Origin of the sequence: Alteromonas sp. C1M14, from assembly GCF_018860965.1 — a bacterium.
GTDB lineage: Bacteria > Pseudomonadota > Gammaproteobacteria > Enterobacterales > Alteromonadaceae > Alteromonas.
Genome location: NZ_JAHKQF010000016.1, coordinates 1 through 17,975 on the forward strand (window position 1 = coordinate 1; position 17,975 = coordinate 17,975).

14 protein-coding genes are annotated in these 17,975 nt (G+C 44.4%); 1 reads left to right on the forward strand and 13 read right to left on the reverse strand.

What is annotated here, in order from left to right; genetic code table 11:
• A partial coding sequence (locus KO501_RS15785; RefSeq protein ID WP_216030661.1) for an Ig-like domain-containing protein occupies positions 1 to 1,196 on the forward strand: 1,196 nt, incomplete at its 5' end.
• 104 nt (positions 1,197 to 1,300) lie between these two features.
• Here the strand turns inward: KO501_RS15785 and KO501_RS15790 are convergent.
• The 13 genes from KO501_RS15790 to KO501_RS15845 all read right to left on the reverse strand — a co-directional run bounded on the left by KO501_RS15790 (position 1,301) and on the right by KO501_RS15845 (position 17,970).
• On the reverse strand, positions 1,301 to 2,617 hold the full coding sequence (locus tag KO501_RS15790) for a hypothetical protein (RefSeq protein ID WP_216030662.1): 1,317 nt from the start codon (positions 2,615 to 2,617) through the stop codon (positions 1,301 to 1,303).
• A 175-nt stretch (positions 2,618 to 2,792) separates the two neighbouring features.
• Complete coding sequence (locus tag KO501_RS15795) at positions 2,793 to 3,929, reverse strand: ankyrin repeat domain-containing protein (protein ID WP_216030663.1); 1,137 nt, start codon at positions 3,927 to 3,929, stop codon at positions 2,793 to 2,795.
• Between the two features lie 13 nt (positions 3,930 to 3,942).
• A complete protein-coding gene (locus tag KO501_RS15800) occupies positions 3,943 to 5,298 on the reverse strand; it encodes a DUF1552 domain-containing protein (RefSeq protein ID WP_216030664.1) in 1,356 nt (451 codons plus the stop codon).
• A complete protein-coding gene (locus KO501_RS15805) occupies positions 5,267 to 7,822 on the reverse strand; it encodes a DUF1592 domain-containing protein (protein WP_216030665.1) in 2,556 nt (851 codons plus the stop codon). The genes KO501_RS15800 and KO501_RS15805 overlap by 32 nt, the downstream gene beginning before the upstream one ends.
• Positions 7,823 to 8,070: 248 nt before the next feature.
• The gene (locus KO501_RS15810) at positions 8,071 to 8,520 is read right to left on the reverse strand and encodes an NfeD family protein (protein ID WP_216030666.1); all 450 of its coding nucleotides are present in this window, start codon (positions 8,518 to 8,520) and stop codon (positions 8,071 to 8,073) included.
• A 2-nt stretch (positions 8,521 to 8,522) separates the two neighbouring features.
• Positions 8,523 to 9,467, reverse strand: a complete 945-nt coding sequence (locus KO501_RS15815; protein WP_216030667.1) for a slipin family protein — start codon at positions 9,465 to 9,467, stop codon at positions 8,523 to 8,525.
• Positions 9,468 to 9,653: 186 nt separating this feature from the next.
• A complete protein-coding gene (locus KO501_RS15820; RefSeq protein WP_216030668.1) occupies positions 9,654 to 10,178 on the reverse strand; it encodes a RidA family protein in 525 nt (174 codons plus the stop codon).
• Positions 10,179 to 10,194: 16 nt separating this feature from the next.
• Positions 10,195 to 10,596: a cytochrome c gene (locus KO501_RS15825; protein WP_216030669.1), complete on the reverse strand. Its 402-nt coding sequence runs from the start codon at positions 10,594 to 10,596 to the stop codon at positions 10,195 to 10,197.
• 3 nt (positions 10,597 to 10,599) lie between these two features.
• Positions 10,600 to 12,168, reverse strand: coding sequence for a flavin monoamine oxidase family protein (locus KO501_RS15830; RefSeq protein WP_216030670.1), 1,569 nt, complete (start codon positions 12,166 to 12,168; stop codon positions 10,600 to 10,602).
• Positions 12,169 to 12,413: 245 nt separating this feature from the next.
• A complete protein-coding gene (locus KO501_RS15835) occupies positions 12,414 to 12,767 on the reverse strand; it encodes a hypothetical protein (protein ID WP_216030671.1) in 354 nt (117 codons plus the stop codon).
• A 158-nt stretch (positions 12,768 to 12,925) separates the two neighbouring features.
• Positions 12,926 to 13,039: a type I restriction-modification system subunit M N-terminal domain-containing protein gene (locus KO501_RS18605; protein ID WP_354667843.1), complete on the reverse strand. Its 114-nt coding sequence runs from the start codon at positions 13,037 to 13,039 to the stop codon at positions 12,926 to 12,928.
• 48 nt (positions 13,040 to 13,087) lie between these two features.
• Positions 13,088 to 16,543: an SNF2-related protein gene (locus KO501_RS15840; protein ID WP_216030672.1), complete on the reverse strand. Its 3,456-nt coding sequence runs from the start codon at positions 16,541 to 16,543 to the stop codon at positions 13,088 to 13,090.
• Positions 16,543 to 17,970 (reverse strand): EH signature domain-containing protein, encoded by a 1,428-nt coding sequence (locus tag KO501_RS15845; RefSeq protein ID WP_216030673.1) that lies wholly within the window; start codon positions 17,968 to 17,970, stop codon positions 16,543 to 16,545. Before KO501_RS15845 ends, KO501_RS15840 begins: the two co-directional genes overlap by 1 nt.
• Between the last annotated feature and the right edge of the window lie 5 nt (positions 17,971 to 17,975).

The window sequence follows — 17,975 nt, forward strand, 5'->3', positions numbered from 1 at the left end:
TAAACCTAGATGCCCTTTCCAACCTTAACAGCGCCAAGCCTATCATCAGCGGCACATGCGATGAAATCGGCGCCGTGATCAACATCGAAGTGACCGACAGTGACGAGGTCACTCAGACTTTTACCACTGACGTATTACCGGATGGGACCTTTGCCATTGAGCTGCCCGCCGATGCCGCCGAAGGGTTACTAAGCGTCGATGTATCTGTCTTAGACAGCGCCGGCAATGTGGCCTCAGTGAGCACCACTGGCTTAATTGACTTAACCTTGCCGGTATTAAACCTAGACGCCCTTTCTAACTTAAACAGTGCCACGCCTACCATAAGCGGCACGTGCGATGAAATTGGGGCCGTGATCAACATCGAAGTGACCGACAGTGACGAAGTTACCCAGACTTTTACCACTGACGTTTTACCCGATGGCACCTTTGCAATCGAGTTACCCGCTGATGGGGCCGAAGGGTTACTAAGCGTAGATGTTTCGGTACTCGACAGTGCAGGCAATGTGGCCACGGTAAGTACCAGCGGGCTGATCGATTTAACTATTCCCTTACTTTCTTTAGACAATATTGGGCTAATTAACGACGCGACTCCAACTATATCAGGTACATCAGATGAAATTGGCGGCACTGTTACTTTAACCGCAATCGATGCTGAAGGAGACGAACAAACGCTTTCAACAACAGTACAATCAGACGGCACTTTCACTACTGAGATACCGTTGGATGTAGCCGAAGGTCTTCTAGACATAGAAGCAAGTGTTATTGATTTAGCAGGAAACATAAATACGCTAATTGAAACCGGCGTTGGGACGATTGATACACTAGCGCCTAATTTATCTATTTCACACTTGCCTTCGTTAGCAGACCCATCCATACAAGGGGCTACCGACCCAGAGATGGCGGGACGCTCTATTCAAGTGGATGTAACTGCCGATATTTTAGGTATAGAAACTTCGCTATCAATTTCAACAAATGTGCTTGTTGACGGTAGCTGGTCTACTGGACCAATCGCTAACCTATCATTAGGCCCCATTGGAGTCTCAGTTTCCATTACAGATGAAGCCGGTAATATAGCCACTGTCAGTGAGTCATCATCGGTCAGTACGACCGATAGCGCTCCGCTAACCGATACAACAGCTGGGGGCGATTCATTAGCAAATGTGAGTATTACAGGAAATAACTTAATCGATATCTAAATTGAATAGGCAGTCGTGACTTAAAATGTGCTGACGTGCCAATATTTAGTTCGCCAGAAAACAGATGGAAGCCAAGTCTTTGGCATCCATCTGTTGGGTGGGCGTTATTGTAAAGTGATCGTAATATCGTATTGATGCAAGTCAGTAGCGAAGTCATCGCTTTCTAAAGATTGGTAATATTCAATGTAATCGTCATAGTTATTGGTATTATCACTTTTGAGTAAGGTGACTTGTGTGTCGGTAATATAACTATCGCTATCAACAATATCATCGTAACCTTCTAAGGCGACGCTATTAGGCAAGATCCCTTCTTCAGGGCCGTACATTGTCCATGTAACAGGTACACTGGTGTAGCCGTAAGTGAAGCGAATGATAGCCATCGGGTAGTTTTTTACACCACTATAATCATAGGTTCCATCATCGTCTAATTCAGAGAATGAAACGGTATCGATACTTGGCATATCGTCCGATGCTTCGGCATCTAATGCATCATCGTAATCAGTTGAGATAACCTGATGACCACTGGTCACAGACCAAGAGCCATAAAGATTACTGCTTGTGCTCAATGTATTTTCAGCAACGCCTTTATAGTAAGCTTCGTTAATATACATATGACTTGTAAATAACAAGGCGGTGTCATCATCTTCACTAATCGCTGACTGAAAATGCTCCCCCTCTTCAAATTCTTGGGAAATAACAATATCGGGGTGTTTTTTACTTAAGCTAATTTCGTCAGCCACTTCCACTGCCGATACAGCCCATTCCCCCGTACCATCGGTAGTAAAATCACTAATAAAGTCAGCTGATCCAATTTTCTCCTCGTCATCGTCAGTCCCTTTCACCATGAGTGAAGCCACTGGCCAATCACCATCGATAACACGACATGCAGTGACATCCGTAAATAAGGTTTCTGTATCGCTAACACTTTCCCATCCCTCGAAAGGTAAGGAGGTCCAAGCTTCGTCAATATTTGCAAAAGCACGGTGCCGCAATGATGCGTCTTGAGTAATACATTCACAGGTATCGTTGCTGACCAAATTATCGTAGGTGGCTTGATACGTGGTTTCTGTCGACGACGACGCCTGATAATAGCTCACAATATCTAAGCCTTCTTCGCTATCGCCAGATTGGGTTTTCGCCACGAGGGTAAAATTGATATTTTTTTCTGACGTTGTAAACGTGATGACCCCATCCGCATCGGGGGAATAGGTTTGCTGATAAGTCCAATCCGCATCTTGTAACAATAATTCTACGTCAGTGAAGGGCGCTTCTACGCCGCAATCATTAGTGAGCACTGCATTTAATGTGAAAGTATAATTTCCATCACTATCGGTTGAAGTCGATGAAGAATCGGAACTAGAACCACAAGCTTGTACGAGGCTAGCAATAGCGATGGCAGAACATATTTGAGTTAAGCGCACTGACTTTTACCTTATTAAACGTCAAATGCACAAATTGTGCCCTTAACTTAAGGTAATATGAAAAACTTTAACCAATATTTACAATAAATGTTTAATTATAAAGCACTGTTTATGAAGTGATTTTACGCTTATCTCTGTTTTTCGATAGGCAATCACTTTATTAATTCGTTTTCCACTACGCGCTTGTGCTTCTCAAAAGTGAAACCATGTCGTTAAAGTTGTGCTTTTCAGCAATTTCTATGGGTGTTAATTGGGGAGGCACGTACTCTTGCGTTTTAAAATTCGCTTCGTAACGCCATTTCAGTTTAGACGGTGCGCTCACAGTAGTTGCCTTTGCGCCTTTTGCCAACAGTGCTATCACCAACTCTTTTTCGTTGGCCTTCACCGCGGCATGTAGTAATTGATAGCCGTCACGGTCAAATGCAGTCAGTAATGATTTTGCTTCTAACGGCGTCATCAGTTCATCGAGGTTATTCACATACCAGGTTAAAAAAACGTAGTTTTTACTATACACAGCAAGTTGAGCCGCTGTGGTGCCGTCTTTGGTGGTGGCAAATATATTTGCGCCATTGGCAAGCGCGGCTTTAACGGCTTTCAAACTGCCGCTTTTAATGGCAAAAAACAACGGACTATAGCCTTGATGACTTTGTCGATTAATCTTGGCTCCCTGCTGCACTAGATAATTGAGGTTATCTACATTGCCAGCATTAGCCGCAAACATTAATGGGGTTTGTCCGTAATCATTCGCTTCGCTGATATCCGCGCCTTCTTTGCTAATTCGCACAAGTTCTGCCAGCGATGACGACGCAGCACACAAGTGCAACGCCGATGTACCGTCATCAACAGAGCGAGTGATATCCGCCCCCCTGTCTAACAAAGCATTGATAATATCTGAATTTCCATATCTACATGCTTCAATAATGGGGCTAAAGCGATTATGTTTAGCAAGCTGCACATAGGCGCCTTTTTTAAGTAACACATTCACAAACTCAGGCTCTTGGGTTTCTACGGCCCAAGCCAACAAACTCGATTTATCTGCCAAGAGACGATTGACATCAATTTGATCAGTTAAAGATGTCAGTAGTTTCAGATCTAAATTGAGTATGGCTTCCTTGGCTTTCAGCACCAACTGGTCGTGCTGCAAATTGGTTAATTGACCTGGTAAGGGCGAATCATCTGAAGCACTTTTGCAGCCAATGGCGGTGGTGATAAAACAGCTAAACAGCATCAACCTTGCCAGTTGGCTGATAAATGGACGTTGTAATGCCCTAGTCGCGGTGGTTACCAGCACCGGGAATGCGATATTTAACATGACGAAACTCCTTTCATCCTACTAGCTGTGCAAGGGGTTGTGTACTATCACCAAATCGTTCAACGGGCACGCCCATTTGTTGTAAAACACCGAGCAACAAATTACACATTGGCGTGTGTTTTTTGGCGGCAATATGACGATTTCCGGGCAATCCCCCTCCGGCTAGAATAATTGGAAGATTCATATGGTCGTGATCATTCGACTCGCCAATACACGCACCACGGATCACATAAGTGTTATCGAGTAAGTTACTGTCGCCATCGGGAATATTGGCCATTTTTTCCAAATAGTCGGCAAATAACTGCATATGATAAGCGTTAATTTTTACTAGCTTGGCTATTTTATCTGGCGCATTTGCATGGTGACTTAACGCGTGATGACCATCAGGGATCCCAAGGTTATTGTAGGCATGGTTGCTAAGTTCTCGTCCTAACATAAATGTACTTACCCGAGTCATATCCGTTTGCAGTGCTAACATTTGTAGATCCATCATCATCTTAACGTGTTCCTCATAATCAGAAGGAACATTGGCCGGTATAGACAAACCATCCATATTCATTTCAATGGCAGTGTTTTTGGCTTTGTCGATACGCCGTTCGACATCACGAATGGACTCTAAGTATTGGGCCATTTTGTGGCGATCGTTTACCCCTAAATTACGGTTTATCCGTTTCGCCTCGTCATTAACGAAATCAAGAATGCTGCGCTTATGGGTTAAACGCATTTGTCTTGTTTTTTCGTCCATGATGTTTCCATCACCAAACAGATGCTCAAACACCACACTTGGGGCCACCATGGCAGGTAAAGCTTGGGTTGGGCTTTTCCAAGAAATGGTATTGGTATAGGTGCAACTGTAATTAATATCGCAACTCCCCACTAAACTTGGCGGTTCGATTCCCAGCTCCAACGAGGCTAACTGCGTGTCTTTGGCAAAGTATTGAGCAGCCACTTGATCCGCCGATACCCCACATTGAATGTCCGAGCCCTCGGTGGCTTTTACGTGAACTCCAGTAAGAAACGCAGGACAACTGCGACCGTGACCTGCCGGAGGATCGCCAAATGCGCTAGCCTGATAATGAGCTAACCCGGAAATGACGGAAAACTTGTCACGCATTTTTTCCAAGGGTTTTAAAATAGGTGTCATTTTATAGTTTTGCCCCACCTCAACAGGGGTATAACGCTGCATCCGTACGCCATTAGGCGAGTAAAATACCGTCATGCGCTTGGGGCGTTGTTCAATAGCGGCGGCCTGCGCAGCCGGAAGTAAAGACTCCATTGTAGGTAGCGCAACCGATACGCCCATGCCTTTTAAAAAAGTACGGCGTGTTAGGCCGGCATTAGCGAGCTTTAACGAATTGGTGCGTTTCATCTGGCGCCTCTGGTGCGGTTTTAAAGTTAAACGGTGTACTGGTAACTATTGCCTCGATAATGCGGTGCATACGGTAGTTATCTGATTTAGCTTGTCTTGCAATATCTCGAATGGTGGGCTGATCATAAGCTTCAAGTCCTCGACCTAATGCATAAGTCAGCAACCTATCAGCAAAGGCGAGTGAAAAACGCTCACGTCTATCCCACAAAATACCGTGTAACCCGCGCAAGCCTTCAAACTGAGAACCGTCGGGCATTTGCGCGCTAACATCGATGATTTGCCCTGCATATTCGGTACGATAAGCGCCCACCGCGTCATATTTTTCTAATGCTAAGCCAAGAGGATCCATACGCACATGGCAAGCGGCACACACCGGATCTTTACGATGTCGTTCAAGCTGCTCTCTTGCCGACAAGGCCGTCCCTTCGTGTTCGGCGATGAGGGCAGGAACATCCGCTGGCGGTGGTGGCGGACTGGCGGCCAATAGATTATCTAAGATCCACTTTCCACGTTTTACCGGCGACGTATGATTTGGGTTTGAGGTTAAGGTAAGAATACTCGCCTGCCCTAATAACCCGCCTCGTGGCGTATTTTCACCTAACATGACTTTGCGAAAAGTACTGCCTTTAACACCATCAATACCATAGTGCTGTGCTAACTGTTCATTGAGATAACTATAATCAGCGTTGAGAAAATCAAATATCGACTCGTTGTCTTTTAAAATACGGGTAAAAAACAGTTCGGTTTCCCGTTTAATAGACTGCTTCAATGGCACGTTAAATTGCGGAAATTCAAACACATCGGGGAAGTGATAAGGTAAATTGCGCAAGTACAACCATTGGCCGGCGAAATTATCAGTTAAGGCTTGGGCTTTATCAGAGGCCAACATACGGGCAATTTGTTGGCGCAACATCGTTGGCTCACGCAATTCGCCACGACGGGCTAGTTCGGTAAGCTCTTGATCCGGCAAGCTACTCCATAAAAATAATGCTAACCGAGCAGCAAACTCGTAATCGTTAATTTGATAAATACTACCTGGTAAAACCTCTTCAGGAGCACGTTCTTGCACGTATAAAAAATGAGGCGAAACCAACAAGGCTTGTAGCATGGTGGCGATACTTTCTTTAAAGTCGAGATCTTCACGAGCTTGTCGATACACACTAAGCAATGGCTCGATATCCGCCACAGTAATGGGACGGCGGTAAGCCTCAGCCGATAGCCTGCCAATAATCTCTTTGGCGCATTCTATTTCGTTACTAGCAGTGGTACCAATGGCTTCACCTGACATATCAGGTAAGCAACTAAAAATTTTACGGGTACTGGGCGTACTAGACGGCAATGGGACTTCAACGTCATTCTGTTTCTTTGTTAACGAGTCATGATTGCGTTGAAGCGGGCCTATCACTTCAATTTCTAATACATCGCGTAAAAATGCGGCTTGGGAAAACCGTTGAGACATATGATATGAGGGTACTTTTTTGCTATGTACCCGCGCTCCGTCTACCACAAAATCAAGATCCAATAATTCAGGTTCTCGCTCTGGCAGTACCACAAAATCGGTGCCCTTGCGCACTTTTGGTATCTGTTCATTAAGGGCTAGGCGTTTACGAAACGCCATACCAATTGTATGACTTCCCGCATTGAGATTGAGTTGATAGTGATGTCGGAGGACATCTAGTCTATCCACTTCATTATTAGTATTGGCATTAATAAACCCAGCAATTTCATATTCGCCTGTTTTTGGCGCATAAAACTTGAAACTCCCGCCCCCTCTTGAATCGATGGGCAAATCATCGTTCATCCTAAGATCAAACGCTGGCATACCGCTGTTTTTCCGCGAGCCATCTTTGGGCACTAAATAACTTTTTTTCGTCGCCGTGGTGCCCGCCACACCAGTGGCAAGGCGGCTAATTTTACCCGCCACCAAAAGGTAGCGCTCTAAAAGCGTGGTAGAAACACCTAGCACGTCGGCGTTGTTGTCAAAGCCATAACCAGAATCATCCCCGGGTAATAAGGGGTTAATATCCACATCTAAAGCCAGTAAATCACGTACTGAATTGGCGTATTCACTTCTATTCAAGCGCCTTATAGTAGCCCGCCCGGGGTTAGGGTGGTGTTCACTGTAGCTGTCTAAACCACTTTCTAACCACTGTAACAAAGAGGCTTTTTGTTGCGCCGTTAGTGGTTTCTTTTTGGCTGGCGGCATATCTCCCATAGACACAGATTTTAAAATCGATTCCCAGCGCTTAAGGTTCTTGCCCTCTGAAATATCGTCCATATCAATATCTTCCACTGACCAACCACCATCATAAATATAATCGTTATGACAGCTTTCGCAGCGATCAAATATTACGCTAGCAGTTTGCTCTCGCATAAACGCTTGGCTCACAGGGGGATCTTCACTGGCAAAAGACAGCGGACTAAAAAGCAACAGTCCTAAATTTAACGAAAGGACACCGAGCACACGGTTAAATCGACTTGATTCGGTAAAAAACACCGTTCGTGGGGAGACATAAAGGGGCATTTGCACTCTCTTTGAGCAACATCAGGTGCAATTAACACCTCTCATGAGTTAGTGCTAGCTAAAAGCACTTTATGTGCCAGAAATAGTTTTAAAGTGTGGTAGTCATAGCCATTAGAATGGCATCGTTAGCTTAAAATGAATTGAACGCTAACTAAAGAAAACCAAGCACAGCATAAGCTGCACTTGGCAGTAGATATATAGCGGGGCTTAAAGTAAGTTAAATTCGCAGATACCCCTTCTCCCATTTGTTATATGGGTTGAACGTGAAGCACGCCAACTTCCACCTTCACCACTTCAACCGTCTCGCCCTTATCCAGCGTGGATGTAGACTTAACAGTCCATACTACACCTGAAAATCGCGCGGTACCGGGTTTCCCCGGCGCCACATCGCTTTCTAAATCAAATTGGGTTCCTATCCAATCTGACTTTACTTCTTTGGGCGCACGGTCTCGTTGTAATAGCTTTAACGGCCGCCAAACCGCCAACGTCAATACGGCATCAATGATGGCTACAGCAATGAACGCATCTAACAATGCCTCATCAAGGATCCCAACATACATAAGACCTGATGCAAGGATCATTGATATGCCCAAGGTCAACAGGAGTATTGTGGTAAACCCCATTAACACTTCAATAATAAGCAAGACTAAGCCAATACCAATTAAAAAATGAGGTAAGTTGTTAAACATATCGTCCATTGCTATGCCTTGTTGCCTATTGTGTTGGCAATTGTCATTGCTTGGGCCACAACGTTTCCTATTTCAGTACCGCTATCTGGCAACAAGACAATTGAAGACTCTTTTGCAATTTTTTCTTTTGCCTGAATAGCACCTTTGGCTAGATCAAGCTGTACCGCTTTTTGCCCCTCTTCGGTGGCCGCCGCTTTACCCACCGTTTCAATGGCTTCTGCATCCGCTTGTGCAACACGAATAATGGCCTGGGCTTCACCGTCGGCTTTTAATATTTGTTGCTCTCTGTCTGCTTCCGCGGCAAGAACGATGGCTTGTTTATCACCTTCGGCACGGTTAATGGCCGCTTGACGATCACCTTCAGACTCTAAAATTTGTGCGCGTTTCAGTCGCTCTGCCTTCATCTGCTGTTCCATGGCATCCAACACGGAATTAGGCGGATTAATATCTTTTAGCTCGTAACGCATTACCTGAACGCCCCAGGGAGCCGCCGCTTCGTTTAGGGCCGACACAATATTGGTATTGAGTAAGTCTCGCTCTTCAAAGGTTTTATCCAACTCCATTTTACCCAATTCAGAACGCATTGTGGTTTGTGCCAACTGGGTAACGGCAAACGCATAATCTTCTACACCGTAGGTTGCTTTGTAAGGATCTACGACTTTGAAATACAATACCCCATCAACGCTTAACGTTATGTTGTCTCTAGTGATGGCGGACTGTTCTGGAACGTCCCCGGCCTGCTCTTTCAAAGAGCGATTTGCCGCTACCTTGTCGATAAAGGGAACGATAAAATTTAAACCAGCTTCTAGCGTGGTGTTGTACTTGCCAAAACGCTCGATAATGAACGCACGGTTCTGAGGGACAAACTTTATTGACGATTTAAGGCCTATAACAATAAGCACTAGTAAGATAACTTGATAAGAAAAAAGGGTTTCAAACACAGATTCCAATTCCATTTACGTACTCCTAGACGATTAATAAAACAGCATTAATTAGCGTTTATATTACAAAATAAAAACACTAAAAGCAGTTTAATTATCAAGAAAACTAGATGTAATCAATCCTGTACTTGTCTTAATCACCTTAAAATAGTAGTGGCTGATTAATCTTTACAAGCCACTACTAATGGTATTGAGAATTAACTATTCAGGACGAACGGCTGTCACTTCAATTTCAACTAAGAAACCAGGGTTAGCTAACCCTGCAATTTGCAGCGCAGAGCGAGACGGTAAATTTGGCTGTTCTTCAGTACCAAAGAACTGCGTATAGCCACGCATAAAGCCCGCAAAATCCATACGGCCTTCAAGTTTAGGATCGCCCACCAAAAACGCTTGCATTTTTACAACGTCTTTCATGGTTAAGTTCAGGCTTTCAAGATTGGCTTCGATACGCTTTAACACGCTAACCGTTTGCGCTTCAGTATCGCCATAGGCTTCAATAGAATTTTTTGGCGCATCAGGGTTTAGCACCCCTGGCACTGAACCACTTAAATAGACAATCGTTGTTGAAGCGGGAATTTCTACCGCACGTGAAATTGGGAAATCAGAACCCATTAAGCCATGACGAATGGCTGTCTCAGCTTTAGGTTGTTCTGCAGTGGCATCATTACAGCCCGTAACATTGAGTAAAGCAGCACTTAAAAGAGCGGCAATTGCAAAGTTTTTCATCGTGTATTCCTACTGTTTAATTAGAAAATGGGGTTACATCTTTAGCTGTTATTATATCGGTATGGTTATTGCCGAAACTTGCACGCACAAAATTCACTACTTCAGCAATTTGCTCATCTGTAAGCATCTGACTAAAGGCCGGCATGCCGCCCAGCCCTTTACTTACCATAAAAATAGCATAATGTGGTGTCCCGAGTTTAGGGTTTTCCGCCAATGCTGGGTACTGGCCAGCCCCCACCGCACCTTCGCCATTTGGCATATGACAACCTTGGCACAAAGCACGATAAATATTTTCTCCCTCTTGTTGTACAAATACGCCAGAAGACGAAAACATTGGCTCTTCTTTAGCACTGACTGATACACAAACCATTGCGCTACACATAACGATTGCTGTCGAAACTAAGCGTTTAATATTCATAACTTATGCTCCAGTACTAACAATTTCATTGTGTAAACGCTGAATCGCATCTCTGGCAGAAGATAAAGCCCCTTCTTGCCATGCTGGTAGGTAAGAAGCATGTTCACCGGCCAGAACAATGCGACCATCAATATTACACAGATTCTCGTAGTGTGCTTTGCGCGTTTCTTCGGTCCACATTCCGTAACAACCAAGTGTCCATGGCACGCGGTGCCAACCTACGCTAATGCCGTTGGCAAATTCTTCGGTATATTGTGGATGAATTTGCGCCCCGTATTTTACGGCTTGTTTAATTCTTTGTGCTGGAGGTAATGAAGTAAATTCGTAGGCATTCGGCCCATAGGTATAAGCCCCTAAAAGGACGCCGGCCCCTTTACTTCCAAAGTTTGAGCTAGGATAACTAATTTGTGAAATTGGCAAATCTGTGTAGCTCAGCCCACCGTATATTGTGTCGTCCTGTTCCCAAAAGCGTCGTTTGAATTCCAAACCAATTTTAATTGATGCGTCGTAAGGTACGGCCCGAATTGCCATTTGCATCGCAGTACCCACCTTCATAGGTATTTGACCCAATATTGACAACGGAATGGTACACACACACCAGTCGGCACTCGCTACTTTTTCTTCGCCATTCACCGTGTAGGTTGCAGATACCCCTGTATCGCTTTGATCAATATGAGTAACTTTAGCGTTGTATTCAATAAACTGACCCACGCGCTGCACAAAGGCTTTTGCAATACTATCCATGCCGCCTACTGGCTGAAAGATAGTACTCATATGACGTAATTGCTGACCTTTCCAAATATGCTCCCACAATTCCGATTGGATGAGTGCACTGCGGTCCAAAGGTTCGCTGTATTGCGTACTCGGCCCCAAACCACCGGGAGGATCTATGGCAAACCCACGTCGCATACTTGTTTCTAACGACTTTTTATATGCACCATTTTCGTCAAGAGCAGCAAAGGAACGTAATGATTCGAACAGTCTCTCACGATCTTCCAAGGTTAATTCATCATCTAAAGCCCCTTGTTTTACAACTTTTCCGAGCATTTCAGAAATGTAACCTTGGTAATCGGCTTGAACATGACGATAACGTTGAGGCTTGCCATCAAAGGCTTGGGTTGAATGTAAATAGGCGTTGTAATTCAATTGGCAAAATGGCTCTAGCGCCACACCAAATTTATTACAATATTCCATGACGTGGTGGTGATCATGAGGAATTCGCCAAGGGCCAGGATTAATATAATTGCCATCACTGAACTCACAGGTTTGTTTTTCACCACCTAATTCAGTGAACGTATCACCACCTCGCAGAGTCCAGCAGCGTCCACCGGCTCTGCCATTATATTCCAATATTTTTACTTTATAGCCAGCTTGACTTAATTCATAAGCAGCAGCCATACCGGCTAAACCCGCCCCCAAAATCAGTACACTGGCACCTTTCGGCGCTCCTGAAAAATTGAGGTGACTCATGGGCCGTGATTCTGCAGCAAACCCAAGCGAGCTCATCGCTTGATACATTGCGCTAACACCGGCAGTTTTTCCAATCCAGCTCAGTAGCTGACGTCGATTCATACTATGCACAATCAATAAGCCCCTCGAATTTACTATTTACGACGGCTCAATGCGCAAACAATGAACATGCCACAATGGCGAAAAGCCGTCGAGAGGTAGATATTATGCGTTAAGATGACAAATTGACGCTTTTTCATGGCGACTCGCCACCATCGTTATCTTGTCAATAACGTAAACTCACAATTTAAGTGCAGAGCATGTGACTTTTTATCGCATTAACCATTTCTAATTTAACAAAACATTATTTAGTTAGCCGTTAGCATCATATTATTTGCAGAAACGATGGAGCCAGAGATATCAACCTCGGCATGTTCCCAGGCACGCTCAAATCGGCGTTGTACCGTCTTTGCCTCGTTAAAGGCGACATCTGCTGCCGCATGATTAAACGCATACGACAAAGCCAGCCCTTGGTTAAAGTACTGCTGTGCAATCTCTGAGTCGGTTGTAATCGGAAAGTTTACCGCCCCTACCCCATTAAACAGCGGTTGCCGCCAGTTACTTTCAGCTAAGGCTAACTTTGTGGGTTGTTCGGCAATGGTTTGCGTGCTGCTATCGCTACTACCACCACACCCGCTCAGTACCATCAAAGCCGTAGACATCACGCCTAGCTTTAAATTAAGACGGTTTTTTAACCATAGTTGGGTAAGATTTCTGGTACGACTAAAATATAAAGGCGGCGCATCTTCATAACGTGTAATCCACTTTAATCGCAGTCTAATTTCTTTATTTATAGAGCCGTATTTTATTGAAAGAATGTCTATGAATCACACATGAGCACGTAGTCTTTATATTGACTGGCATCCATACCTCCACGCAGCTCGTCGCAGCTGGCCCAGAGAGAGGAATAAAGTTCGTTCTTTTTAATTGCCATCAATTGTCCTGATGAATTACTTAGCGATGTTTGTCGCTTTTTAATTTGTTACTGGATCACGTAGCGTTCTTTAGATAAACGGGTGAGTACTTGCCCGAACGTGATCGGATGGCGCTCGCAGAGCGCGTTTAATTCGGTGCCGTCGATAATAATAACGTTAAGTTTACTGGCGATTTCACGTGTCGCTTTCGCCAGTTGGGTTGCATTAGTGATGAACACTTGTTTGACGATGTCCCGTCCTAAGTGCTGACCGTACATTTTATTGGCGTTGGAAATTTCCTGCACTGCGGTGTGTCCTTTATAAGCGCCTTGCTTATGTTTAGCCTGAATCAGTATGGCTTCGCCGGCGAAGGTTAACACACCGTCGGCGCCAAAGTCTGAACCGTCTTTGGTAAGCCAAGCACTGTCGGCCTGATATTCACGGACGAGTAATTCTAACGTAAGCGCTTCGAACTGTTTCCAACTTAAGCGTGGCATATCTTCAAAGGTAATAATGCTGTCAGCACCAAGGCTATGTTTATCGGAGCCGGTTGGATTAGGCATTACTTCACCCGGTGTAACTACGGCATCTTTAAGCATAGATTTTTGCGATAACAGACGATGTAAATTAACGTCAAAGGATTCAAAACTGGGGTGATGCAATATCGGCACATAGATATTCACATCTTTTTTCTGGCCAATACGAAACACCCTGTCGGTGGCCTGTGCTTCTTTGGCTGGATTCCAATGCCGCTCAAAGTGAATCACGTTATTAGCACCTACCACTGTTAAACCTACACCAGCGGCTACTGGCGACATAATGATAATGTTAAAGCCCTCTTTGGCCTCAAAGTCGGTGATCATGGATTTACGGCTTAAGGCACCGGCTTTTTTTACTACCGCTTTGGCATCGCCATTGATAACGTGCAATGGTCCAAGCCCAAAGTAGCTGCCCAGTGCAATACTTAAAAAACGTTGTAGGCGTTTATTTACCGCAAAGATAATGCACTTTTCGTTTCTCGATTGAATATCTGTAAGTACTTCGACGGTTTTGGCCATTTTGGCAGATTCATCGAACAAAGTTTTGATTTCGCGCTTCGATGTCGGCGCGTCTAATCGACCGCCGTCTGCCAAGCGCGGGTGCAGTGAGCTATCACGTAAGCGCATCAAGGTAGTTAGCACATGGCTATTCTCATCTTCTAACTGCGCTTCAATTGAGCCTTCATACACTTTTTGTTGATAGTCTGTCATGATGGCATGTAGCTTAGGTTCATATTGCCAATCGCTTGACTCTATTCCCACCAGCATATGCTTTTGCGGTAAACCTTCGAGGTTACCTTCTTTTATGCGGCGCTGCATCAATGCCCCTACCTTTTCCCGAAGCTTTCGCCCAAGGGTTGCCCTGACGTCATCGATTTCATCCCCGGCTGCTTGCAGGATAGGCGTTACATAGGTTTGCCTAAAGGTTTGGTAAGAATCTAAATAGCCGGGACAGGCCGTGTCCATTAAACACCAAAAGTCTGCAAGACTGTTCTCCACCGGCGTACCAGTGGCTAGAAGTTTAAACTTGGCTTTTAACCCCTTAGCTGCACGAGTTTGCAGTGCATTCGGGTTTTTAATATTTTGCGCTTCATCAAATACCGCTAAGCCCCAGTCAATCTGCGACAACGAGAACTGATAATCTCGCATTGTTTGATAGGTGGTGATTACTAAGCGACGCGGCAAATCTAAGCGGTCTGGCCCATATTTTTCACCGAACTTAAGAGAATAGCGAGGCTCGAATGATTCTTCATCGATATTAGAAGCTTTGGTTTCTGTGCTGCCATCCCTGAAGCGGTTCAGGTCGCCGTCTGACTGTAGAATGACAATGTCTCTGAAGGGCGATTCAGTGAAAGTTTCGGCGACTTCGTCCTTCCAGTTCTCCAATAAGCTTAGCGGTGCGACAACAAGTGTAGGGCGGCAAGTTTCGCCCGCTTCTTCGCACAATCGATAGTAATGTTCTGTGGCAGAAAGCGACATAAAGGTTTTACCTAGGCCCATGTCGTCTGCCAGCAATGCACCATTAACCAGATCTTTCTGGCGTGCCATTTCTTCCAGTCCGAGGATCCATTTAACACCGTCTAACTGATGCGGGAACGGTGTGCGCTTGTGATTTGACCAGTCGAGTTCTTCACTGTACAAAACATCATTGAGCGCTTCTTCGACCAGCTTAGAAGGGCTATCTAACTCATCATCATTGAGGGCAATATCAATAACGATTGGGCCAACATCGATATCGACGTTCTCGTCATCATTCGAGGCGTCAGGAGAGCTCGGCTCTTTCTCGCCCCCCTCATCTGGCTGATTGTTAATTTTGTCTTGCAGCTTGGTAAGCGTTTGCGTTATGTCTGCTTCGCTGCCGATATCGTAGTTTTTGCGCTCAAATACAACTTCAGTAGCGCCTGTCGCTTTAGCATCGTTAATGACTTGCTGTAATTGCTGAAGATCTTCCTGCGTTTTTACTTCTTTGGTAACCAGATTGATAGGCAAGATCCTTCCGGCTGCTTGGCTTTGACCAAACCAATCGATCCCCGACTCGTCGGTTTCACCAAAGTAAGCGTGTTTAAAACGCGTGGCACCTTTTACGCGAAGTGCAAAACCAACATCCAAATCAACTAGTGATGCATCCAAAAACGCCCCGGGAGCTTTTAAGAACTGTTGTACCTGAGATCGTGGTATTGCTCTGTGACTGATGATTTCTTTAGCGGCTTGAGCAGTTTTCTCGTTAAAAAGAATTATTTCATTACCGACTTTGAGTGTACGGTTATTTTCAGACTGCAACTGTCCTAGCACGCGCTGCAAACTGTCATGATCGGTTTTCTGCCCCATACTCGGAGTCAGAATCAAGTTGCCGTGGGCATCGAGTTCAGCTTCCACAGCAATTTTTTCGGGAACATGTATATCCAGTTTATCGAAGTGGCTCAACGAAAGTTTTGCCCCCGCCTGTTGAGCTTGCTGCAAGCTATGTAGAAGTAAAAGGTTATCCGCTTCACTTTTAGCTGACCCCGAATGTTCAGACAGAGCTGTGAAAACCTCGAACATTGCTTTTATTAGCGTAAATTTAGTGTCACCAAAAGACAGAATACTACCATTTTGTTTATAAGCTGCCGTCATGCGGCCGGACGGAGACTCTACATTAACTGAAACTTTAAAGGATTCACCTGAGGTAGTGCCTTTAATATCTACTGCGGCTTTTCCGTTCCATCTTGATGGTAAATTTAATAGCTGGAATACATCCTCATCTAACGCCGCGACAACGTGATGGGGCACAATAAATCCGTTTGGGATGACTTCAGCGTTACCTTCTTCAGCGAGCATTTGTAGGGCAACATACTGCGCAGTGAGATATTCATCTGCTCCACCTGATTTAATTTTATTGAATTGATAATCAGGACAGTAAAAATCGACACTTTCATTGCTGATTTCAAAGTCAAACTTTGCGTTTGAATCTTTTAGGCTAAACAAAGATGAAATCCAATTTTTCATTATCCTACTCCGTACATCCGCTTATATTTTTTATAATCTTCTTCGCTAAGCACATCTGAAGCTTTTATTTTTACGCCCATTTCTTTAAGCGCACTTAGTGAGCGTCTTTGCCAACTAAAATTACTCGGAGAATGGGTAAAATGGTCGTATGCTTCACAGCCATACTCATACATGCTTTCATGTAAACCCACAGTTAAAGAACGATATAGCTTTCTCTGAGCCCCAAAGTTTAGAACTGGTGCTGACACGTGTAATTTTTTGTAAAACCAGATCTGGCAGTTGTGACTCCCTTCAACCATGTGTCCATTTGTTAACTCAGCATAAATAATCGAACAATCGCTGTCTTCTACAATAGAATAGTCGGGGACATGTTCTGGCCGGTAATTCTGGCGAATATACCTATCTGCTTTCTTAGAGAGATAGAGCTTAGTATGAACAATAGTTTCAGCTTCATGCATACCTTCCAAAAAGTGCTTTCGGGAAGGGAACATACGCAGCATATCTTCTTTTCTGGAGCTTTTGGAATAGTCTTCCAGCGCTTCAAGAAAAAGTTTCAAATCTAGTTTAGACAGCCAGCCCTGTACCTTTTTATTTTGTTGCTGAGAGAGTTGGCCCCACCACTTTATATATCGCGGATGATTTTTGGGCACACGAGGATCGCCTGCGATAGCAATTACGGCATTTTGCCAACTTTCATGAATATTTTGCGCTGGGGCTCTATCTATCAAAATTCGCAATGCTACATGGCCGATAAGGTCTTCTGAGTCGTAACGGCTATTTGCAACGCTTTCCCTACTGATTTCCTCGAGCAATTCGTGAGGTTGGTTTACGGGAATATTCTGAAGCTGCTGCACAAAATAAACTGACTGAGCCAGTTTAACGAAGTCACCTGAAGCGTATTGATCCAGCCCCAAATGTTTTACTTGTTGTTCAAAAGTTGCTTCGCGCTTAATAGCTTGTTTCGCCAAAAGTGTAGGGCCATCGGCACAAAGCACTTGTTCTTCCTTGGCTTTGGCTAACCCTTTACGCTTTCGCTCTTTACACAACCAATCACCAATAACATCAGGTTCTGATATGGCATCAAAATCACTTAAAAAATACTGAAAGAGTGACTCAATAAAAAGGTTACTCCCATTAGGGATAACCTCAGAAACATCACTAAGAAGTTCTCGATTTATGTCTATAGCACTGCGAAGCTTTTGATGTGCGGTTAAAGCGATTGATAATGCTCTTACATCGAATCGATTATCGATTCGAAATAAATCGAAGCGATCTCTGGATAGCAGGTTAAAAAGTTTTGTCCATGCGGCTTCAAACTTAGGGTTGTCCGTACCAGCCTTTTTAGCAATAGCTTTGTGCTCAGCAGTTAATCCCTCAAGCACTTTGATATTTTTACGATAACCTTCATCACTTAAGAAAAACTTCATTACTC

Excerpts from the sequence above, each read along its gene's own strand:
- KO501_RS15795 (WP_216030663.1), bottom strand. The coding sequence starts at position 3,929 with ATGTTAAATATCGCATTCCCGGTGCTGGTAACCACCGCGACTAGGGCA.
- KO501_RS15800 (WP_216030664.1), bottom strand. The coding sequence starts at position 5,298 with ATGAAACGCACCAATTCGTTAAAGCTCGCTAATGCCGGCCTAACACGC.
- KO501_RS15805 (WP_216030665.1), bottom strand. The coding sequence starts at position 7,822 with ATGCCCCTTTATGTCTCCCCACGAACGGTGTTTTTTACCGAATCAAGT.
- KO501_RS15810 (WP_216030666.1), bottom strand. The coding sequence starts at position 8,520 with ATGGACGATATGTTTAACAACTTACCTCATTTTTTAATTGGTATTGGC.
- KO501_RS15815 (WP_216030667.1), bottom strand. The coding sequence starts at position 9,467 with ATGGAATTGGAATCTGTGTTTGAAACCCTTTTTTCTTATCAAGTTATC.
- KO501_RS15820 (WP_216030668.1), bottom strand. The coding sequence starts at position 10,178 with ATGAAAAACTTTGCAATTGCCGCTCTTTTAAGTGCTGCTTTACTCAAT.
- KO501_RS15825 (WP_216030669.1), bottom strand. The coding sequence starts at position 10,596 with ATGAATATTAAACGCTTAGTTTCGACAGCAATCGTTATGTGTAGCGCA.
- KO501_RS15830 (WP_216030670.1), bottom strand. The coding sequence starts at position 12,168 with ATGAATCGACGTCAGCTACTGAGCTGGATTGGAAAAACTGCCGGTGTT.
- KO501_RS15835 (WP_216030671.1), bottom strand. The coding sequence starts at position 12,767 with ATGTCTACGGCTTTGATGGTACTGAGCGGGTGTGGTGGTAGTAGCGAT.
- KO501_RS18605 (WP_354667843.1), bottom strand. The coding sequence starts at position 13,039 with ATGGCAATTAAAAAGAACGAACTTTATTCCTCTCTCTGGGCCAGCTGC.
- KO501_RS15840 (WP_216030672.1), bottom strand. The coding sequence starts at position 16,543 with ATGAAAAATTGGATTTCATCTTTGTTTAGCCTAAAAGATTCAAACGCA.
- KO501_RS15845 (WP_216030673.1), bottom strand. The coding sequence starts at position 17,970 with ATGAAGTTTTTCTTAAGTGATGAAGGTTATCGTAAAAATATCAAAGTG.